This window comes from Ruegeria sp. CDSC042 (genome assembly GCF_059610745.1).
Map to the genome: position 1 here is coordinate 1 of NZ_JBXWOF010000002.1, position 21,697 is coordinate 21,697.

The following is a 21,697-nucleotide window of genomic DNA, read 5'->3' on the forward strand; positions in this document are numbered from 1 at the left end:
CGCTGACGGCCCAGCTCGGACGTGATCGAGCCGAACAGCTCTGGGTCGCGCGCTGAGAGAGACTGGGTGAAAAAACCTTGAGTGCGTTGCGGGGCGTTCACTTTGAAACCTCCTAAAAGGGTTAGCCGGTCCAGCCAAGGCCAGCGGAAATAGCGTTCATGGATTGCAGCAGGGGAACAGGAACCGATCCTGCCTGAGGCTCGGATCGAGCTTGTCGCAGCAATTCGACCTGCAGCGCGTGAATGCGGGCCAGTTCAGCCCGTTTGCGATCAAACCGTTCGCACAGGCGAGGGAAACGGTGTCCGATAGTTTGTCCTCCCGTCAGAAATTGCACTGCACTGCAGGCGCTATCGTATTCCGCTTTGATTGACTGAAAGACGATTTGTCGGGTGTTCTCATCGTGCACTAGTTCGCCGTATTGTGCGGCGATGCCCATATCCGCCTGATAGAGCGATTTCTCCATCTCATCGACGGCAAGGCGGAACAGCCGGGAGTGCTGAAACATATCCTGCAGCACTTCATCACCGCGCGCGCCACGAAATTTGCGGAAGCTGGCCATTGCGGCCCCGAAACCATACCAACCCGTGATCAGGTGGCGGTTCTGCGACCAGGCAAAGACCCATGGAATGGCGCGCAGATCATCCAGGCTGGCCGCGCCAAAGCGACGTGCCGGACGAGATCCTATTTTCAGGCGGGCTAATTCCTCGACCGGGCTGGCCTGCTGGAAATAGTCCAGAAAGCCTGGCATCTTCAAAAGCGAGACATAGGCTGTCTGTGACAGTTCCGACAGAGCATCCAGCGCGTCGTCGAACTCGGGTCGGGCCAGGGTTTCGCCGGGATTGGCGGTATGACGCAACGTGCTTGAGAGGAGCAGTTCCAGATGGGCCGCGGCTGTTCCGCGGTTGGCGTATCTGGTCGAAACAACTTCGCCCTGTTCAGTTACGCGCAAGCGCCCGGAAATTGTTCCGCTGGGCTGCGCAGCAATCGCCCGCCCAGTGGGAGCGCCGCCCCGACTGACTGAGCCGCCGCGTCCATGGAAAAACGTGACCTTGAAACCTTGCGAAGCCAGTGCCGTCACGATGCGACGTTGGGCGCGCTCCAGCTCCCATGTTGAGCAGAAATACCCGCCATCCTTGCCGCTGTCCGAATACCCCAGCATCACTTCGATTTCATTTCCATCGGTTTTGAGGCTGCGGCGGGCAAGCGGTACTGCCAAAACGTCCAGCAGGATCGCAGGGGCATTGCGAAGATCTGCAATCGTTTCGAATAATGGCACCACCGAGATATCCAATGTCTCGGACCCGAAACCGGAATAGCGGGCCAGCAGGTACACACCGAGAATATCATCGGCAGACCGGGTCATGGACAGGATAAATGGCCCAATTGCCTTGGGGTCCGGCCCCGAGCGAACACTATGAACAAGCGCTAAAAGCGCCAGCATTTCCTGCGCCTGATCGCTCAGCACCTCGCGGTTTTGATAGGGCAGGTTTTGATCTGCCAGCTCTGATCGCAGACGGGTAGACCAGTCGGGCGTGCCATATTCCGGAGCATGTCCGGATTGCGACCAAATTTCCGTCAGAACGTCATTCGTGACGGTTGAATTCTGACGAATATCCAGGGTTGTGGTTCGGAACCCGAAAACCGCAGCGGCGCGGCACAGCGGACGGATATGCCTCTGTGCCAGGACGTCGGCGTTGACCGCGCACAAAGCCGCATCAAGTGCCCCAAGATCGCTTACGAATTGTGAGATGTGATCATAGCCGCCATCGGTCAGCCGATAGCGAATGGCATTGAGAGCCTGCCGGAACGGTTCGTTTCGATTGCGATCGTCGTCCGGTGTCCGGTCGATAATTTCTTGTACACGTGCACGGTTTGGCTCAGGAAGCGGCAATATGAGCGCGCTGATGCTCAACCGGCTTGCAGCTTGATCGATGGCCTGACGATAAAGATCGTGAACCGTTTCACGGCCGCGTTGCAGGGCCAGTGCGGTCATCTCGGTTGTGACATTCGGATTGCCATCCCGGTCGCCGCCAATCCAGCTGTGAAAGCGAATGTTGGGTGTTTTGGCTAGAGTCTGACCCAACACATGCAGGCAGGCCTGATCGAACCGATCCATGACCTGCGGGACGGCGTCAAAGATTGCATCCCGGAAGAATTGCAACCCCCATTCGATCTCGTCGCGCAGGCTTGGGCGCGACAGGCGAAGTTCGCCTGTCAGCCACAAAAGATCAATCTCGCCTTCCAGACCATTCAGCAATTCGGTGCGTTCGGTCGGGGTCCATCGTTGCACTTCAAGACTGACAAGATTGCGGTAGATCCGCCGGTGAATTTCCAAAACGGTGACCCGTTTGGCCTCGGTCGGGTGCGCGGTTAGGGTGGGACCGGCGCATAGGTCAGCCGTCAGTTTTTTTGTCTGGCTGTCCGTTAATTGCAGTTCAGACAACACCTCGGCAAACCCGCCTTCGACCGATTCCGCGCCGCTTAGGGTCTCGGTCAGGCGCCGGTCCCGGACATGGGCGTTTTCATCAACGATGCGTAACAGTTGGAACCAGATCGATAGGGCTTGCAGATACGGCGTTGCCTCGAGCCCTGTAGGGATGGGTTGCAACGGCATGGCCTCGGCCCATGTCGCCACATGCGGCGCCCGCTTCGACAGAATATTCCGCCACAACGCCCGCAGTTCCGAGCGCAATTCCTCGGCATAGCCCGAAGGGTCCGGGGTGGACGGAATATTGCGGGCCAGCGCTTGCATCAGATCACCTGGTCCCGCGGGGTGCGACCTGCGAAGAAGTCGGCCAGATTGTCAAGTACGCGAAAGCCCATGGCCTCGCGCGATTCTTTTGTGGCGCTACCCAGATGGGGTAGCATCACCAGGTTGTCGCATTGCAACAGATCCGGGCTAATGCGAGGTTCGCCATCGAACACGTCCAAAGCAGCCCCACCGATCGTGTCGAACATCAGCGACTGCACAAGCGCGTGCTCATCCACGACCTCACCGCGCGCAGTGTTGATGAGGAAGGCGTTGGGCTTCATCAGATCCATTCTGCGCCCGTTGATCAGGTGCCGGTTTGCGGCCCCACCCGGGCAGTGCAGTGAGACGAAATCGCAGTGCGGCAGCAGATCGTCCACGGTATCGACCTGAGTTGCGTTGAACTGTTTCAATACCTCGGACGAGACAGTGCTGCGGTTCTGGACAAGAATATTCATGCCGAACCCATGGTGCGCGCGACGGGCCATTTCCTGACCGATGCGGCCAAAACCGATGATGCCCAGAGTCTTGCCGCTGACCTTGGTGCCGACCAGATGGGTCGGACGCCAGCCGGTCCAGCCGCCCGCGCGCAGCTCACGTTCGCCTTGGCCGGCGCGGCGGGCTACCATCAGCAGCAATGTCATGGCCAGATCAGCCGTGCATTCGGACAAGACATCCGGCGTATTGGTTACAGTCATACCAAGGCTGCGCGCAGCGGGTTCACAGATATGGCTGTAACCAACTCCATAATTGGCGAGGATTTTGGTTTGCGCTGCAGATACGTCCAGCGCTTCGGCGCTGAGCGTGTCGGTGACCGTGGGCAGAACCGCGTCATAGCGTTTCAACGCATCGCGGATCTCGGCCGGGGACAATGGTTTGTCCCCGATGTTGAGTACGGTGTTATAGTTTTCGGCCAGTTGCGCCTCGACGGCGGCGGGCCAGCGACGGGTGACAAGGACCGAAGGTTTGACCATCACGCAGCCTCTCCCATGACGCGGGCGATGGTCTCGCCAATTACCGCAGGGTTTTCAGCAACAGTCACACCCGCCGCCGATAGGATTTCGACCTTTTCCGAGGCGCTTTCGCCAAATGCCGAGATGATCGCCCCGGCATGACCCATGGTCCTGCCTTTAGGTGCGGTCAGACCGGCGACATAGGCCACGACGGGTTTGGTGACGTGGTCTCGGATATACTCGGCCGCCTCGGCTTCCTGAGGGCCGCCGATTTCGCCGATCATGGCGATGACCTCGGTGTCCTCATCCTGTTCGAACCGCTCAAGGATATCGCGGAAGGACGAGCCGTTGATCGGGTCGCCACCGATACCGACGCTGGTTGAGACGCCAATGCCACGCTCCTTCAGCTGCGCCGCGGCTTCATAGCCCAGCGTGCCCGAACGACCGATGATTCCGACATTGCCCGGCAGGTAGATATGGCCCGGCATAATCCCCAGCAGGGCCTTGCCAGGACTGATGGTTCCAGCACAGTTCGGGCCGGTCAGCACCATGCGATTGTCCTTGGGATAGCGATACATATAGCGTTTGACGCGGATCATGTCCTGCGCCGGGATGCCGTCGGTTATGCAAACGCAATAACGGATACCGGCATCTGCGGCCTCCATGATCGAATCCGCCGCAAACGGGGGCGGCACGAAGACAAGGCTGGCCTCTGCGCCGGTGGCCGTGACCGCCTGTTTGACAGTGTCGAAGACAGGCACGCCTTCTACGATTTCGCCGCCCTTGCCAGGGACGACACCGCCAACAACATTGGTGCCGTATTCCAACATATCCTTGGTGTGAAAGCGCGCCATACGTCCAGTGATGCCCTGAACAATAACGCGGGTGTCGCGGTCCAGAAGAATGCTCATTACACAGCCCTCATCTTGGTGTTTTGGGTCAAATCGTTTTGCCACGCACCAACGGCGCGTTCGGCAGCTTCCATCAATGTTGTTGCACGAATAATCGGCAGGCCGGACTTGGCGAGTATTTTCTGACCTTCTTCAACATTCGTCCCGGCAAGGCGCACGATGACTGGGATGTCGATATCCAGTTCCTTCAGAGCCTGCACGACGCCTTCGGCAACCCAGTCGCAGCGGTTGATGCCGGCGAAAATGTTGACCAGAACCGCTTGGACGTTCTTGTCGGACAGTACCAATCGGAAAGCTTTGGCAACACGTTCTGGTGACGCGCCGCCTCCGATATCGAGGAAGTTTGCAGGCTCTCCCCCGGCCAGCTTGATCGTGTCCATCGTCGCCATGGCCAGACCGGCACCATTCACGATGCAGCCGATATTGCCGTCCAGCCCGACATAAGACAGGCCACGATCCGCCGCGCGGCTTTCACGGGGGTCTTCCTGGCTTTTGTCGCGAAGCTCCGCGACCTGCGGGTGGCGGAACAAGGCGTTGTCGTCAAAGCTCATCTTGGCGTCCAGCGCCAACACGCGATCGTCACCGGTGATGACGAGCGGATTGATTTCAACCATGGTCGCGTCCAGCTTGTTGAAAGCGGCGTAACACCCTTGGAGGGTGCGGACCATGTTTTGGATCAGACGGGGCTCCAGTCCCAGATTGAAGGCAATCTCGCGCGCCTGAAACTCCTGCAGACCTACCGCAGGTTCGACGATGGAGCGGACAATGCTATCAGGGCGTTCTGCGGAAATATCCTCAATCTCCATTCCGCCCTCGGACGAGGCGACGATCATCACGCGTTGGCTTGAGCGGTCGAGCACAAAACCTAGATAGATTTCCCGATCGATCGGAACGGCAGATTCGACGTAGACGCGATAGATGCCTTTGCCATCGGGGCCGGTCTGATGCGTCACCAGCTTGCGGCCAAACATCTCGTCACAGGCTGCGTATATTTCGCTTTCCGAATTGCACAGCTTTACGCCCCCAGCTTTGCCGCGGCCACCTGCGTGAACCTGGGCCTTTACAATCCACTTGTCGCCGCCCAGCTCACGTGCACGATAGGCAGCTTGCTCGGGGCTGTAGGCCAAGGCCCCCGAAGGGACTTCGACGCCGAAATTCGAAAGAAGTTCTTTCGCCTGATATTCGTGGATATCCATCTGCATTTCTCCCGTTTATGCAGCGATAGATGTGCCGTAGCGGCTTTCCAGAAGCGCTTCGATCGCTTCGAGATTCACCGAACCACCCATCTCGCTGATTGCTTCGGCAAACAAATGCACGATGCGGCCGATCGACTGATGATTCAGTTGGTTCAGGATGCCGATGCGGACCTGAACAGGGGCGCTGAGGGTTGGCCAGATGCCAAAGCCGCGGGCCCGGCAATTCTGCACCAGCTCCATTTCGCGGCCTGCAAGTTCAGCGGGCAGGTTCAGCACCACAAGGCTGGACATGTCCGAGGTGACCTCGCAGCCCATCGCAATGACGGCATCGCGCAGCACGGCCTCGTGCGTTTTGTAGGCATGCGCGCGCTTCGCTAGCCCCTCCTGCAGGGTCAGGCGTAACGATTCATGAAAGGCCGCGACGGCATAGCCCGAATGTGTTCGGTGATATGAGCCTTTTTCAACATCCTGGCCATCGACGATGCCCCAGTGGCGGGCCTCGAAAATGGGATTGTGAACATAGCTGTAGGCACCCGTTGCTTTCAGGCTGTCGATATATGCGTCGGTAAAGCTGACGGGAGCATAGGTAAGCGGCAAGCAGCACAGGCCCTTTTGCGGACAAGAGGCCCAGCCCGCGATGCCCGGATAATCATCAACCCGGAAATCTTCGACACCCAAAGACGAAACGGCGTCGATCAGACCCATTGCACCATGGTGCTCGCAGGCATCCGAGAAGCCGCGCAAATCATTGATGCGTCCTGATCCCGTTTCCCAATGTGCCATAAACGCCCATTTGGGCTTGTGTTCAGCCAGTGCGGCTTCGACCATGTCACCGGTCACCGACTGACCATGCGGCACGTCGATGATCGTGACACTGGCGGCCTGCGGATCCAAGGGGTTGGCAGCATGTTCGTCCGGTGTCGCTGCCTTGATCCGAAGGGTCAGTGTATCGATGCCCGAAAAGGTCCCGTTGTTGAACGCAACAACCTTGTCACCGGGCATGACAGCCGAGAACATGGTGTCCAAAGCGCTCCAACCAGTGCCCGCGACCGCAAAGGTGTATATGTTCGTGGTGCCCCAGATTTCGCGCAGCATGTGCTTGCATTCGATCATGCCGCGCAAAACGTCGCCCTGCATGTGATCCGCAACTCCGGCGCTGGAAAAGGCTTGTAGAACGCGCGCGTCTGTATTGCCCGGCCCGGGGCCTGCGGCCAGCGTCTCGGGGATTTCGAGCGTTGGATAAATCTGGAAAGTCATTGCGATCCTCCTTGATCGTTGGGGTGGTCAACCACGCCCAGACATCTCGTTGTGGATCAGGAAAGCCTTGCTTGCGTCATCGCGCAACGTAACTTACTACTGCTTTAGGACTTCTAATGGGATGGGGAAAAACCTACCTGTATTGGCAAGAATACCGAAGTATACCAAGTTTTGCCCTATACGAATGGGTAGTTTCTTGAGGATTTGGATGTAAAATCAATGACAGAGCCTTCACAACAACCGATCGACGTCATGCTTGCCGACAACAATCCGCTGGTCTTATCGGCCATGTCAGAGATTTTTGAACGTGATCCGCGATTCTCTTTGGTTGCCACATCGGCGACTGCTGAAGGGTTCCTGGGCGCGGTCATGAGAGTTCCGGTCCAGGTGTGTGTGATCTCCTGGAGCTTGCCGGTTCTTGGCGCGGCCAAATTGATCGAGGTTTTGCGAGAACAGGAAGGCGCGCCCCGTTTTGTCATTTACGGCGATGATGTCGGAGATGTTCCGCGCCTTGCAATGCAGGCAGGAGCTGCGGGGTTCTCATCCCGGTCTGGTGAAGTTGAAGCGTTGCTGGAAACCTGCGCGGACGTGGCTGCTGGCAAGATGGTGTTCCCCTTCATCGATGTCCGCCAGATGCAACAGAATCCGATCCACAGCCTGTCGCGGAAAGAGCGCGCGATTCTGGAAGCTCTAGCCAAGGGCATGTCCAACCGCGAGTTGTCCAAAGAGCTTCAGATATCGACCAATACCGTGAAATTTCACCTGTCAAACATTTACGAAAAACTATCGGTTAAAAATAGGACGCAGGCCATCGCGTATTACTATTCGTCTAATGCGGCCTCACATTAGATAGATTTGCCCAAATGCTCCAATGGTGTGGTCATTCTGTTGGTCGCGTGATCGGCCTTTCTTAGGGACCCGTGGGGAATTGGGTGGCGGTTTCGGAAAAGCTCTGATCGACGGCGACGGTCGCAATGCAAACCTGAACATGTTCTTCGATAGCTCTGCGCGCGAAAGAGGTCACGGCTGTGTCCGACGCGGAGGCATCGTAGATTACAGTTGGTTGAGCTTCGATACTATATCGAGTTGGAAACAGAAACACGTCAATCTCATCATATAATTGCTGCTTTTTTTCGCCATATAGCGGGCCGTCCCATCTGATCTCGTCTTTGGCGACGGCGGCTTTGATCGAGGTCAGGTCTTGCTCCAGTGGGCCGGCCCGGCCAGGATCATTTCGACTTTAACCCCGAGAGAGAGTGCAGAGATCCGGCTGCTTCAGGAAAATCGTACAGCCCTTTCTCGCGGGACAGGTTGCTTAGAAGCCCGACCCGCAAATGGCCAGGAGACTGCAGGCTGGTCTGTGTTTGGGGGAGAAAAACGCGTTTTCGGCGACGTGCCATTTTTGATTGCTTCGGTAAGCGTGTAGGCGCCAAACAAGGTCAGGATAGTCGGAACATAGGCCATAATGGCGTCTGTTTCACGATGAGCATCCAATTGGGTCAGCTCGGTGCAGTAAGGTGCTGATCCAGTTTCTTCAGGCCAAAAGTAAGGAGCCAAGTTCAGGATGGATGATTTGGCCTTAGCCATATGGTTCCCAAACTTCCGTGCCTGCTTCTGGGTGGTTCTATGGGGTTCACATGCTCGCTTGAAAGTTGCAATGGCTCTGGGCCCGCTAGGCCAGATTTTGTCCTTCACGGGCGTGATGACTGAACAACAGCTTGTTTGATTGGACATCGGACAGAAAATCCGCAGTGCGCCCAGACAGCGCTCGATAAAAGGTTAGAAGACCGGGTTCGATTTCTTTGGCAATGTCGATGCAGTTTTGGCGTAGCTCATCGGTGCGCTCCAGCGGTTCACGCGCACGTATGGCCGACAAAAGTTGAGCATGCGCATCGCGTAAGTTCTGGAATGCCTCGCTGTCGAGCATGTCCTGATCGCCAATCAATATGTAAACGGGCTCCAGGTTCTTTTTTCCTTTCAGGTCCACAAACCCAGCTTCCAACATCGCCAACTCTTGTTTGCCTAGAATGTAAACTGAATTCGAAACCAGGATGTCATAGTCGACATGTCGGCAGCTTTGTTCGATCCTGGCGGCGACGTTCACCACATCTCCGATCACAGTATAATTGAACCGCCGCCGCGACCCGATATTGCCCACACAGGCCTGTCCTGTCGCGCAGCCAGTGGCCAGCGCAATGGGTGGCCGTTCGCGCATGATTTCGGACCTATTGAACTGTGCCAATGCACCGCGCATCATCAAGGCTGCCCGTGCAGCGCGACAGGGATGATTTTCGACCGGAAGCGGAGCGTTCCAGAACGCCATGACTGCGTCGCCGATGAATTTGTCGATTGTGCCTCGCTCGTGCAAAATCTGATCTCCGACCTGTGAAAACAGCTCATTCAGAATGGCGACGAGCTCCGTGGCCGAAACCGACTCGGATAACGGGGTAAATCCACGGATGTCGGCGAACATGACGGTGATCTCTTGTGTTTCTCCACCAAGGACCAACTGATGGTCCGAGCCTTCCATTTCATCCAAAATTTCAGGAGCGACATAGTGAGAAAAAATCTTTCGGATCGCTCTTTTCTCGCGCTCGGTCGAAATGAATAGATATCCGGCCAACAGCCCGAAATTCGCCATCCCACCAGCAAGTGGGAAGGTTGCATCAAATAATACGAGTTGATTTTGAAAGGCCATCCAGCTGATCAGCACAACTACGGCTGCAGATACGCCACCCGCAATGAAGGATGCGACCGCACCAAAGCTGGACATGACGGCGACGACCACTAACCCCAGTAAGACGAATGAGACCAACTCAAGCGCAGCGGTCACATCGGATCGGCTGAGCATTTCGCCCGTTAGGACCTGTTCAAGTAACTGCGCGTGGATCGAGACGCCGGGCACGGATTCTCCGAGCGAGGTCTGGTGCATATCAAACAGACCCGCCGCAGAGGTGCCAACAAGAATAATCTGGTTTTCGATCCGGGACCGCAGCGCAGGATCATCCGGATTCGTCATAACGTCATTGGCAGAAACATACAGTTCAGGCCGGTCTCGCCTGTACCGGATCCAGACTTCGCCGTTCTGAGTTGTTGGCAATCGAAAATCGCCCAGTTCAAGCGCCAGCATGACACCGGATTCATCGGACGCGCCCTCGGCGAAAAGGACTGTTTCCCCCAAGGCCACCCTAAGGGCCTCAATTCCCAGGCTTGGCAGGGCGCCATCCGGTCCCCCCCAAAGTACCGGGACCCGGCGGACCACACCGGTCCCACCAAGTGGTGAGACATTCACGCCCCCAATGCCTGTTGCATCTGAATAAAGTGGCGGAGCAGGAGGGGTCCAATGCGGAACCTGGACGAGCCCTGAGGTCGGAGACTCACCGATCTCGATGATCCCCGCCTTGGATATGACGGGCTGACCATCATCGGCTACACGGGCCGCTACACCCAGAACAACCGGCCATTTGGCGATTTCGGCTCCGAAAAAAACATCGTTGTCCAGGTTTTGGGCGTCTTCATCTACCGAGAGCACCTCGGCCAACGCAGGGTCTTCCAATAATCGAGCAGGCGAATAGCGGTCGGGTTCGACAAACAGCATGTCAAAAGCGATGACCGCAGCGCCATTTTGGCCGAGGTTTTCAACCATCTGAGCCATGAGATTACGCGGCCATGGCCATTGCCCCCAGTTGGCCAGTGACTGTTCGTCTATGTCGACAACACGGATTGGCAGGTCGGGGGTGTAATCGCGTGGGGCCATGCGCTGAAGGATGTCGAAATATATCAGCCGAGTCATGCGCACGGGAAACGGATCTATGACCCTGACAAAGCATCCAAACAGGATCAGGCACAAACCCACAAGGCGAAAACCCCTGCGGCGAGTGCTCCGTTCTTTCGACTTACCCGTCACGGTTGCCTCCGAAGACAGTGGTCGCTTTCACTGCCCGACATTACCGATTACCCATATCAGCCGATGCTCAGTTAACAGGTCTATTCGGTTTCGTATCCGGCGCTGCACCGCCTTCTATACTGGGCGCCTCAACGGGTGCAGATGCTACCGAAGCCTTCACCGCTTGCCGCTGCGGGGGCGCTGGGCGGGGCTCGGGAGCGTCGGATTTTTCGATGGGCTGCACTGGTGCTGATTCTCCGGCGCAGCCTTCGATATTCACGCGCAGCGGACTGAGAAGTCGTTCCTGAGACTGAATGAACGGAAATCCATTTTTCACTGCTTCGTCGTACTGTGCCTGATCGGCCGGGCGGCCCACCTTGCCTTTTTGACTGGTGGCAAACAGGCTGCATTGACGTCCAGTTGATCTGCAGCCGCCTTTCAGGCCGCACATCTGCACGGTGCCTTCCAGCACCAGCATCGAGCTTTGGGTGCCAGGCACAACCCACATGTCGAATATGGTCCCACGCACAGCCATTGTCGCAGTGGGGGTCTGGATGGAATAGGCACGTTTTCTGCTGTTGCCCGAGATGAAACGAAAGCTTCCACCCAAGGCCTGAACGGCAAAATTCTTGGCCTTCTTCTTGTTTCGCAACATGGTCACATCCAGCGCCATCTTTGCATTAGGCCCTATCGCGATCTTCGTTTCGTCAACAAAGATCAGCTGAACTACCCCTCTGCTGTCTGTGGATATGGAATCACCCGAGGCAACTTCCATGCCTTCAAGCAGTGGCCGGGAATTCCCGGCTCGGGTAATTTCTGCGCCTTGTTTGACGCTTACGACAGTACCAATGTTGGCCAGGATCTGCGACGGCAGTATCAAAACACAACAGGAAACACACAACACTCTTAACCATACCAAACTAATTATCCCTTCCCCAAGGTTATTCCAGAGCGCAATGCGCCCGCTGCCCGGTCTGTGCCTCGTGGAATTTATTTCTTTGTATTATTTGTAAAAAATCTAAGCAAATATGCCTTAATGCCTATGTGTTTGGCAAGTTTTCTATGAAGCTGGAGAAAATTCCCACCTAATTGGGCTGACCCGGAGCTTCGGAAACTCTCTGTTTGTACATTGCCGGTGTCTCGGACAGGGCCCTTTTCAAATCAGTGATTCGTTGGGCCGTCGCTCGCTTTCCCAGCCGATGTCTCTTGGGTCTGATCGCCTTATGGAAGGCCCGGCAGACACGCATTGCGGGTGACGTTTCGCGGCTGCCTTTGATCAAGCCAGAAAGCCATAGACATCATGGATTTGACTTTTTGAAGATTTTTTCACGAGGTCCCTTGTATTTCTTGGCGCTTATCGAATACACCGGCCAGCGGAGACGTGGCCGAGTGGTCGAAGGCGCTCCCCTGCTAAGGGAGTAGGCCCGGAAGGGTCTCGAGGGTTCGAATCCCTTCGTCTCCGCCACCAAATCTTCATATGATGTTTTTGTGATGGCTTACACGTTTTGAAGGCTTTACCCGCCACATCCGCCAAGAAATAACGTGATCGGAAGGTCGGGTGTTCCGTTTCCAGCACTCAATGACCCGGCCCTTCGAAATCCTCGCGGGACGCGGTAGGTTCGAAGCTTGCTCTCGTGATCGACCATTGGTGCCTGGATTGTTAGCAAATCCGCTTATACCACCGAAACCGGTACCGTTGGTGTTGCAAGAGCCGGCACAACTGGGGTGTTTCTGAATTCGGATGACTGTTCGGTATGAGGCTGCTGGCGCTCGAAAGGTTGACCGCCGGTAAAGTTGATTCAGCGGACAGGTCCTATTTGCCGATTTGACTGCCTTGGAACAGACTGCGGATTATCCGCTCAACTCCAAACTGGCCAATGGAAAACTCTGCAGAATTCTACGCGTCCATTCCTTTGGGGCGGCGCAAAGGGCTGTGGACAGACCGTCAGCTAAGGCTGCATTGGGTGCGGAAATGGAAACAATGTGGTTGCTTGGGCTTGGGCCGAATGGGTTCAGGATATGGCCGTGGTCGCCCGGCAAGAGCGTGCCTGCAACCGATGATGTGGCTACTGAGCGTTCTTGCAAAGTGATCTTCTTGAGGACTGTATTATTGTGACCCGCAAGGCCGACCCGCCAGTCTTGCCCGTCACTTCGCTGACCCATTGCCGCGATTTCTCCCATGTTAACCAGAACATCGCGTAAGCCAAAGGACCGTAACAGCGCCGCAATGCGATCGGTGATTGCGCCTTGTGCGATACCGTTCAATGTCAAGGCTGAGACACCGGGCTCCGGCAACTGGATAGCATCAGCGTCATATCGGACTCGGTGCCAGCCGACAGTTTCTTGGGCGGCAGTCAATTCAGATGCGCTGGCGCGCGCGGCCATCGCCCGCCAGACGGGTTGTATTGTGGGGTCAAAAGCCCCGTCTGATGCACTGTGAAGGGTCGAACACAGGCTCAGTACATTCAACAGCTCGGGGGCCGGCTGCTGCAGCAACCCGCTTCGGTTCAGCTCTGAAATCTGTGATCGCGATCGGTACAGACTAAAGATATCTTCCAGCCGGTTCAGTTCAGCCTCGATTGATGACAGCAGGGGCGCCGCCTCTGCCTCAGAAAGGCCAACAAGGTCAAGGCTGGCTCTGGCCCCCAGCGCGATGCCACGCCAATGCGCAACTGGTGCGCCAGAAGCGGCCGCCGGTAGCGCGGCGCATGCCGCAGACATGATCAGAAAACGACGTCGGGACAAACGGCTCATGCTGGTGTCTCCAGTTTCAGGTCCAGATCGACGGGGCCAAGCACTTCGGCGTCGGGTATGTCAGTCAGGGGCAAAGCGGACCCTCCGTACAGGATGATGAAGCTGTCCGCATCGGTCGGGTCTGCAAAGGGCACGACCTCGCGCGCGCCCATGCCGCCGGCGACATTGGCCCCGACGACGAAAGTCGCACCTTCGGCATTGATCCAGTTGGATTGACCTGGTTGATGCCAACTTGGGGCGGTTCCCATATCGCTGACATAGATTGCAACAATGGCTGCCTCGCGTTCGGGGCTTTTGAGATAGGCAACCATGTCGCGAACCTGCGCAAAAAACAGTGGTGTGGGATAGCCGTCGAGGTGAATCTGCCCTTTTGGACCGCCATGTTCAGCAATATTCATCTGGCAAAAAAAGCTGAGTGCGTCTGGCGTCAAATCGACTGGGTCAGGCGCGGCAATCTGTTCTTCCTTACAGGCAGTCAGGGCGAGTAGAGCAATCAGGAAAAGACGCTTCATGGCTCGACCCTTCGGAACGCGAGCCGGGCAAGTGCAAGGCCTAGCAGGGGCCAGATCAGCAAAGACAACGGGGCGGCCCAGACGGGCAGAGCCTGCGCAGCGCCGGTCATGCCGGATGCCATCGCGACGCCCTCGGTTGCGGCGATATTCCACAGACGGAAAGCGTCGGCCGGGTTGGCCACCATCACCCATGGAAAGACGGATTGAGTGAAGGTGCCGCCCTTGTCCATGACGACGGCCCCCAACAGGCCCAGATCATAGAGGACGACAAAAACCAGCCAGAGCCCGGCCGACAGACCTGCTGCCGCCGTGGCCCCCTTTGCCAGGGCGGACAGCAAGTATCCCAATGCCAGAAACACGGCGCCCAGCACGATCGAAGTGAGGATAAGACGGACCAGAGCCAACAGGCTTTCTGGACCGGCACCACCGAACCATGCTGCCACCGCGCCAGCCGTGCCAAATCCGATGGTCATCGCAAAGGCAAGCGCCGACAAATGGGCGGTGAATTTTCCCAACAGGATTTCTCCGCGCCCGGCGGGATAGGACAAGAGCAGCGATAAGCTGCCCCGATCCACATCGCCTGCGATGGCGTCAAAGGCAATCATCAGTGCCAGTAGGGGGGCAAGATAGACCGACAGCGTCGTCATCGAGGCAACCGAGACAGTCAGCATATCAACGCCAAGCGTGCCTGTGGGTGCACTGCCTGCAAAGGTAAGTGCCAGCGCGAATAACACCATGATCAGTGTCGCCATCAGCAGCCAGCGGTTGCGGCGCAAGATCAACATTTCAGTGCGGGTGATGGCGAGGAAGCGGGTCATGGCCTCTTCTCCTGTGCATAGTAGCGATAGAGATCTTCCAGCTTGGGAGGTGTCATTTCCACATCTGCCACCGCATCGCCCAATCCGGCGATCCGGCGCAGGGCCTCCATCTTGTCGTCGACGGTGCAGAGCAACTCAACGGACGCGCCATTGATCCGGCTGCCGCCCAGTTTGGCGGCCAAGGCGTCAGGGTTAGAGCTGGCGCGCACCTTCAGGCGGATTGGCAGACCCGCCAGCGCCGAAAGGTTGTTTAACGTGTCATCGGCCACCATCCGGCCCCCGCGCATGATTGCGATCCGGTCTGTGCGGGCCTCGACCTCAGTCAGGGCATGCGATGCGATCAGGACGGCGGTGCCTTTTGCGGCCAGTTCGTCGATGATGGCGTACAGATCCTGCCGAGAAATCGGGTCCAGTCCGCTTGTCGGCTCGTCCAGCAATGCCACTTTCGGCTGGCCCAGCAGCACTTGCGCCAATCCCAGACGTTGCCGCATCCCCTTGGAGTAGGTCCCGATCCGTCGGTCCAGCGCGTCGCTGAGGCCAACACGTTCCAGCAGGCCGGGCACATCGGCCTTGGATCCCGAGAGCTGCGCGAACAGAGTCAGCTGTTCCCGGCCCGTAAGCGCCGGGTGGAAGGACACCGCCTCGGGCAAATACGCCGTATCCCGTCGCGCCTGCGCACTGCCAGGAGTGGCGTTTCCGATCCGAATGGCTCCGCCCTCAATCGGGATCAGGCCAAGGATGGATTTGATCAGGGTCGATTTGCCGGCGCCGTTATGACCCAGTAGCGCCACGCGCTGACCAGGGGCAAGAGACAGGGTGATGTCGTCAAGAACGCGGGTTTTGCCTCGGTCCTTACAGACGTTGTTTATCGTCAGGGCCTTATCCGTCATGAGGCACCTTTTTCATAGCTGAGGGTTCAGGGGCTTGCATCAGTGGGTTGCTGTCCATCACACCCCCCGGCAACAGCGCCGGGAAGGCTGATTGCGACCAGCGCACCAGTTGCACGGCAGGCGAGCCGAGCAGCAGTTTGGCTGCGGGTTGGGTCCACAGCACATGGTCCATCGAGTCGTTGGGGCGATAGGGGGCGTCGGCAATGCCGTTGCCATCCACATCATAAGCGGCGAAATCGGACCAGTAATTGCCGCGCCCGTCTTCTGACCACTCGACCCATTTGGTCGAGACGTATTTCACCTGTGTCCGGTTGCCGATGAACGCGTTGCCAACGATATGGTTGCGTTCGCTGCCAGCGGTAAAGTGGATGCCGATGCCGCACCCTTCGAACCAGTTATCGGTGAATTTGTTCTTGTTCGAGTTATACAGGAAGGTGCATTTTTCCTTGGCACCTATCACCACATTGCCGGTGATCTGACTCTTGTTCGCGTAGTTCAGCATCACGCCATGTTCGCGGTCGCCGATCGAGACATTGTTGGCCACCCGCACATTGGTGGTGAACATCACCGCATAGCCCAGATCATTGCCGATCGAGACGTTATCGCTGACCACCGAGTCGTCGGCATACATGTAGTGCACCGCGAACCGCAGGTCGCGGAACAGGTTTCCAGTAAAGGTGTTCTTCTTGGACGAGTTCACAAAGATCCCATCGCGCCCGTACCGGATATCATTGTCTTCGACCCGCGCACCCGGTGCGTTCCAGACATAGACGCCGTTGCCGCGGTCATTCATCCGCTTGTCCTGACGCCCTTCGATCCGGTTGCCGCGCACGACACTGTCCTTGGCGCCGTGGATGTCGATGCCATAGAGATTGCCCAGCAACACATTGCCTTCGATCACCGGCGCATGGGCCGTTTTGACCAGCTGAATGCCACTGTCGATCCCATCATGGCTCGAGCCCGAACCAATCACGGTCAGACCGCGCACGGTCACGCCCGGTCCGGTCACGGTGATGACGCTGCCGACGCCTTGTCCGTCAATGGTGGCCTGCCCCAGCCCATCAATTGTGACGGGCCGGTCCAGAACCAGTGTTTCCGAATAAACGCCGGGGCTCAGGCGAAGGGTGTCTCCATCCGCCGCCTGCGCCAGTGTTTCATTGATGGCCCCCGCCCGGTTGGGCACATCCCAATCCGCCGCCCAAAGGGGCGAGCCGAGCAGGAGCGGTATGAGCAGGGGCCAACGCATGGGTTATGCTCCCTGCGGCTCGACCAGCATCCGGCCGCGCATTTCCATGTGCAGCGCGTGGCAGAACCACTGGCAATAGAACCAGTGCACGCCCGGACGGTCAGCGGTGAAGGTGACCGAAGCGGTCGCCATCGGCGCAACTTCCATCGCGATGCCGTAGTTGCCAAGACAGAAGCCGTGGGTCACATCGTCCACGTCATCCAGGTTGGTGATGTAGACTGTTACCTCATCACCCTGTTTGACGGTGAACTTCTCAAGGCTGAAGGTTGGGGCCTGCGAGGTCATATAGACCCGCACCTTGTTGCCGTCCCGGATCGGTTCCTCGGCACCATCTTCCAGATCGATGCCATCGGCCTCAGCCTGTTTGCGGGCGTCCTCCCAGGTGATGTCGTTACGGTCCCAGACGTTGACCGGGTTGACGATGTCAGCGCGCACCATGATCGAGTCATGCGGCTCCGCAAAGGTTGGTCCGTCGTGAACCACCTTCATCTCGTTGGTTGAGATATCGATCAGCTGCTCGTTCTCAGGCTTAAGTGGACCCGTGTTCAAGAACCTGTCTTTCGAGAACTTGTTCATCGAAATCAGCCATTTGCCATCAGCCTCCTTGGTTTCACCCATGGTGGTCGAGTTATGGCCCGGCTGATAATGCACATCGACCTTCGAGATGATCGGGTCAACATCGGCGCCGCCGTAAGCCTCGATTGCCTTGTCGAGGTTCCACTTCACGATCTGACTGTCCAGGAATAGCGTGGTGAACGCGTTGCCCTGGCCGTCATAAGCAGTGTGAAGCGGGCCAAGACCCAGCTGCGGCTCACCCACGATGCAGGACCGTGGATCGGCATCACTTTCGAACAGGGCGTCCAGTTTGGTGACATCCATGATCGATACGGTCGGCGACAGTTTACCGTTGATGCAGACATGCTTGCCGTCAGGCGCAGTGTTGATGCCGTGCGGTGAGTTCGGGATCGGGATGTAACGGGTGTATTTCTTGTTCTGACCCTTACGGCCGTCCAGAACCTTGACGCCTTTCAGCTCCTGATAGTCACCCGCCTCAATCCCCGCTTCGATTTCGGCGAGGTTGAAGACAACAACATGGTCCATCTCGTTCTCGGTCATCTCGGCCAGGTTCATCCCCATTTCCGAGTTGTACGAGGTCGAATAGGCGTACTTACCCTGATAGTCGCAGTCGGTGTTGTCGAGGTTACCCGACACGATCACCTGCCATGCCACTTCCATGGTGTCGCCGTCCAGCGCGGTGAAGATGTTCACGTATTGCGACGGATCGTCCAGCACAGTGCCGTCATTGACCAATGGAGTTTCATCTTCGCCATTGGCAAAGACATAACCAGTGCGCGGGAATTTCTGCGGACGCAGACCATGGATCGCCTTGGCGTTCGGGATTTCGGTGATCTTGTCGCATTTCATCACGTCGCAGCGTACGCGAGCAACGCGCGTGTTGGCCTTGTCGTTCATGAACAGGTAACGGCCATCGTAGGTGCCGTCGGTGAACGACATATGCGGGTGGTGCAGGTCACCGTTATCGTAGGTTTTCATGCCGCGCTTGGCGAGGAATTCCTTGGTTTCCGGCAGCAGGCCATCGGTCATGATCTTCAGCGATTCATTGGTCTGACCCCAACCGGTGGCCGAACAGCGGTTGAACACCGGCACCCGCATCAGCTCGCGCATGGACGGGAAGCCCAGAATGCGCAGCTCACCGGTCTGACCCGAGGACCAGAAACCGTAGTATTCGTCCAACTCACCAGGTTCGAGATTGGCATTGGCCGCGGCGCTGGCCTGTTTTGCGGTCATCAGGGTTGATCCCAGACCGGTTCCGGCCAGCACGGCGCCAGTGGCGGTCGCCCCCAGCATACCGCGGCGTGTGACGGTTAGTTTGTTGTCATGTTCCGACATGATCGTTCCTCCTTTTAGGAAACGGTTTTCGGTTTGGCGTTTGGATGGTTCGCCGGTGGTTGTCCGAGTGGGGTCTTGAGATCGACCGACCCTGTCTTGGCCCGCCGTTTCAGTTGGCGGATAACGACGGGACATTTGTCCTCGGACTGGTAGAGCACCTGACAATGCAGGCAGGTGACGCACTCGTTCGGATTGATCTCACCTGTGGGGTGGATCGCCTGAACGGGGCATTCATTGGCACAGGTCTGACAGGGGGTGCCGCAGTCCTTGTAACGGCGTAGCCAGTCGAACATGCGCATGCGGGCCGGGATCGCCAGTGCTCCGCCCAACGGGCAGAGATAGCGGCAATAGAACCGCTCAACGAACAGGCCGATCCCCAACAGGGCCAGCGCAAAAACCACAAACGGCCAGTCGCGCATGAATTTCAGAATGATCGCGGTCTTGAAAGGCTCGATCTCGGCATACTTCTCGGCCAGCGGGATGGAGACAAAGCTGAGGCCGAAGAGACCCAAGAAGATCATGTATTTCGCGGGCCACAGCCGTTCATTCAGGCCCCAGGGCAGGGTCCATTGCGGCACGCGAAAAGCCCGCGCGATCTTGTTGGTCAGTTCTTGCAGCGCACCAAACGGGCACAGCCAGCCGCAATAGGCACCGCGTCCCCAGAACAACAGGGCGGCTGCCACGGCGAACCATTGGATGAACACCAGCGGGTCCAGTAGGAAGGCATCCCATGAGAAACCCGTGCGCAAACTGCCCGCCAGCGCCATCAGGTTCACCACGCTCAACTGGGCATTCGCGTACCAGCCGATGAAGAACAGGGTCATTGTCAAATAGCCGATGCGGAACCAGTAAAAGACCCGCGCGTTCATCGTGGCATGGAACTGGAAAAAGAAGGTCGCCGTCAGTATCAGCAGCATGACGCCCAGACCGGCAATCTCGACTGTGCGATCCTTCCAGATACGTTTCCAAAGAGCGGCTTTGGCGGCGGCTTCACCTGTGGCGTCATCCACAACGGTGGGGGCTACGACTGGCAACAGGTACTGCTCAGGCAGTTTGTAGCCCAAATCGAAGGTCAGGAACGTCTTTTCAACCGCACCGACGGCGCGTTGCACCAACAGTTGCAGGCGGAACGGTTCGGCCGGATCAAACTCTGCCTCAGCGGGGATTTTGAAGATATCCAGCTCGGTGAAACTGGGCGCATCGGCGGCCGCAACTCTGCCCAGACGCTCTTGCTGTTTATCAAAGAAGCGTACCGAATTATCACCTTGAATCAGCTGAATACGGTCGAAAATTCCGCCACGTACATAGCCTGACCCCTTGAAGCTATAGGCGCCACGACCCAGCACCAGGATGGCTTGCTCGCCCTCGCCCAGCCACTCGGTCAGGTTTTGATACTCGGCCTCGCCCAGCAGCGACTTGCCGATCGACGGGACTGAAACCAACGCCAGATGCATGTCGATGAAGGTGTCGTCGGGCGCGCCCCGTTCACGGCGCCTGATGGCGCGCTGGTCGCCGGTGGCCTCGAACGCAGCGTTGACCTGACCGACATCCAGTGTCAGGCGTCGGACCGAGCCGTCACCCGAAAGCGTTGTCCAGTCATAAGTGGCGTCTTGTGCCATATCGACATCGCGCTTTGGCCCGTCGGCCTGCAGCGGTGACAAGCCACCCAGCCCCAGAGCCCGCGCTACCTTGATGCCGCCACGCACGAGACTGTCGTCGATCACCATGATTGTGACAGTCGCGCCCGAGATAATGTCGAGGTCATGGCCCTCACCGCCTGTTTCAGCCTCAATCCTAAGGTCCAGGCCGGCGTAGCCTTCGGTCAGTTCGACCATGCGCGCGTTCGGGATCCCGATCAGTACGATGGGTTCCGAATGCTTGACCAGCTTAACGCCAGTAAGCACCGCATCATTGTCGATCGCTGCAACGACGTGAATGGGTTTGCCGGAATAGCCTGTGGTGCCCACGAAATCCGAGGTCAGAAAGGCCCAGGCAATCGTTTTGCCCCCTTTCAGGATAGGCGCAACCGGAATGTCTTTTCTGATCGGGCCAAATGCCTCGGCGCCGGGGATCAGGTCCGCGGGCTCAAGTTCTGGCAAAAAGCTGGCAAGGCTGTCGGCATGTGCGCTGATCGCCATCAGGCAGGACAGAAAAAAGGCCAACAGGAAATGGATTGCGCGACTTACGACCACGGCGCACCTCCGATGGTTGGGGTGGACGCCATGGACGCGCGCGGGGCGCGTTCGGTTTTAAATTCTGGTGCAGGGGGAGGACCCCGGGTTTCTGGCCACAGCCGGTCAGAGCCATTTAGCTCGAAGGACCTGTTGTTTTGGCAAGATAAGAATTGAACCCTTCCCCGTAGCGTCACTTCCAGCGGCATGGGCAGAGGTGCGGCACCGGTCACGGCGCACAGCGCGCAATCGGCGCATTTGGGGCAAGGTGCGGTCGGGTCTGCATCGCCTTTTTCAAGATCAACCTCGACCCAGACCGCGCCGCCCTCCGAGCAGATCTCAACCCACATGCTTTGCCCGGGACTCGCCAGCGCCGGGCTAAGCAGCTGCAAAAGCAGAAGGATTATACCTGCCACCGCACAAGCTGCGCGGGACGCGCAAAC

General features: G+C 57.6%; 16 protein-coding genes and 1 tRNA gene. 2 read left to right on the forward strand and 15 right to left on the reverse strand.

All coding sequences use genetic code 11. The annotated features are described in order from the left end of the window. Nucleotides 1–121: 121 nt before the first annotated feature. From AC2FHX_RS05670 to AC2FHX_RS05690, 5 genes are read right to left on the reverse strand one after another with little or no spacing between them, the layout of a single operon-like run. Nucleotides 122–2,752, reverse strand: coding sequence for a phosphoenolpyruvate carboxylase (locus tag AC2FHX_RS05670; protein WP_496701041.1), 2,631 nt, complete (start codon nucleotides 2,750–2,752; stop codon nucleotides 122–124). Then, on the reverse strand, nucleotides 2,752–3,723 hold the full coding sequence (locus tag AC2FHX_RS05675) for a 2-hydroxyacid dehydrogenase (protein WP_281972635.1): 972 nt from the start codon (nucleotides 3,721–3,723) through the stop codon (nucleotides 2,752–2,754). The genes AC2FHX_RS05670 and AC2FHX_RS05675 overlap by 1 nt, the downstream gene beginning before the upstream one ends. Further along, nucleotides 3,723–4,613: a succinate--CoA ligase subunit alpha gene (sucD, locus tag AC2FHX_RS05680; RefSeq protein WP_281972634.1), complete on the reverse strand. Its 891-nt coding sequence runs from the start codon at nucleotides 4,611–4,613 to the stop codon at nucleotides 3,723–3,725. Before sucD ends, AC2FHX_RS05675 begins: the two co-directional genes overlap by 1 nt. After that, nucleotides 4,613–5,809, reverse strand: a complete 1,197-nt coding sequence (locus tag AC2FHX_RS05685; RefSeq protein ID WP_496676769.1) for a malate--CoA ligase subunit beta — start codon at nucleotides 5,807–5,809, stop codon at nucleotides 4,613–4,615. The genes sucD and AC2FHX_RS05685 overlap by 1 nt, the downstream gene beginning before the upstream one ends. A 15-nt stretch (nucleotides 5,810–5,824) precedes the next feature. Beyond that, nucleotides 5,825–7,066, reverse strand: a complete 1,242-nt coding sequence (locus tag AC2FHX_RS05690; protein ID WP_496701039.1) for a pyridoxal-phosphate-dependent aminotransferase family protein — start codon at nucleotides 7,064–7,066, stop codon at nucleotides 5,825–5,827. Between the two features lie 219 nt (nucleotides 7,067–7,285). Between AC2FHX_RS05690 and AC2FHX_RS05695 the strand changes: the two genes are divergently transcribed. Beyond that, on the forward strand, nucleotides 7,286–7,915 hold the full coding sequence (locus AC2FHX_RS05695) for a response regulator transcription factor (protein ID WP_246097171.1): 630 nt from the start codon (nucleotides 7,286–7,288) through the stop codon (nucleotides 7,913–7,915). Nucleotides 7,916–8,738: 823 nt separating this feature from the next. Here the strand turns inward: AC2FHX_RS05695 and AC2FHX_RS05700 are convergent. Further along, entirely contained in the window at nucleotides 8,739–10,859 is a 2,121-nt protein-coding gene (locus AC2FHX_RS05700) for a CHASE2 domain-containing protein (RefSeq protein WP_142635208.1), read from the reverse strand. Between the two features lie 181 nt (nucleotides 10,860–11,040). Further along, the gene (locus tag AC2FHX_RS05705) at nucleotides 11,041–11,727 is read right to left on the reverse strand and encodes a FecR family protein (protein WP_281972630.1); all 687 of its coding nucleotides are present in this window, start codon (nucleotides 11,725–11,727) and stop codon (nucleotides 11,041–11,043) included. Nucleotides 11,728–12,327: 600 nt separating this feature from the next. Between AC2FHX_RS05705 and AC2FHX_RS05710 the strand changes: the two genes are divergently transcribed. Continuing rightward, nucleotides 12,328–12,417, forward strand: a tRNA-Ser gene (locus AC2FHX_RS05710). Between the two features lie 386 nt (nucleotides 12,418–12,803). Here AC2FHX_RS05710 and AC2FHX_RS05715 read toward each other — a convergent pair. The 8 genes from AC2FHX_RS05715 to AC2FHX_RS05750 are packed head-to-tail and all read right to left on the reverse strand — an operon-like array spanning nucleotide 12,804 to nucleotide 21,670. Beyond that, nucleotides 12,804–13,706 (reverse strand): FAD:protein FMN transferase, encoded by a 903-nt coding sequence (locus tag AC2FHX_RS05715; protein WP_496701037.1) that lies wholly within the window; start codon nucleotides 13,704–13,706, stop codon nucleotides 12,804–12,806. Next, on the reverse strand, nucleotides 13,703–14,218 hold the full coding sequence (locus tag AC2FHX_RS05720) for a nitrous oxide reductase accessory protein NosL (protein ID WP_142635212.1): 516 nt from the start codon (nucleotides 14,216–14,218) through the stop codon (nucleotides 13,703–13,705). Before AC2FHX_RS05720 ends, AC2FHX_RS05715 begins: the two co-directional genes overlap by 4 nt. Beyond that, nucleotides 14,215–15,036, reverse strand: a complete 822-nt coding sequence (locus tag AC2FHX_RS05725; protein WP_271948643.1) for an ABC transporter permease — start codon at nucleotides 15,034–15,036, stop codon at nucleotides 14,215–14,217. The genes AC2FHX_RS05720 and AC2FHX_RS05725 overlap by 4 nt, the downstream gene beginning before the upstream one ends. After that, nucleotides 15,033–15,926 (reverse strand): ABC transporter ATP-binding protein, encoded by an 894-nt coding sequence (locus AC2FHX_RS05730; RefSeq protein ID WP_271948641.1) that lies wholly within the window; start codon nucleotides 15,924–15,926, stop codon nucleotides 15,033–15,035. Before AC2FHX_RS05730 ends, AC2FHX_RS05725 begins: the two co-directional genes overlap by 4 nt. Next, a complete protein-coding gene (locus AC2FHX_RS05735; RefSeq protein WP_496701035.1) occupies nucleotides 15,916–17,172 on the reverse strand; it encodes a nitrous oxide reductase family maturation protein NosD in 1,257 nt (418 codons plus the stop codon). The genes AC2FHX_RS05730 and AC2FHX_RS05735 overlap by 11 nt, the downstream gene beginning before the upstream one ends. A gap of 3 nt (nucleotides 17,173–17,175) precedes the next feature. After that, the gene (gene nosZ / locus AC2FHX_RS05740) at nucleotides 17,176–19,083 is read right to left on the reverse strand and encodes a TAT-dependent nitrous-oxide reductase (protein ID WP_281972625.1); all 1,908 of its coding nucleotides are present in this window, start codon (nucleotides 19,081–19,083) and stop codon (nucleotides 17,176–17,178) included. A 14-nt stretch (nucleotides 19,084–19,097) separates the two neighbouring features. Then, nucleotides 19,098–21,221, reverse strand: a complete 2,124-nt coding sequence (locus tag AC2FHX_RS05745; protein WP_496701051.1) for a 4Fe-4S binding protein — start codon at nucleotides 21,219–21,221, stop codon at nucleotides 19,098–19,100. Between the two features lie 44 nt (nucleotides 21,222–21,265). Next, a complete protein-coding gene (locus AC2FHX_RS05750) occupies nucleotides 21,266–21,670 on the reverse strand; it encodes a hypothetical protein (protein ID WP_496701033.1) in 405 nt (134 codons plus the stop codon). Nucleotides 21,671–21,697: the final 27 nt, after the last annotated feature.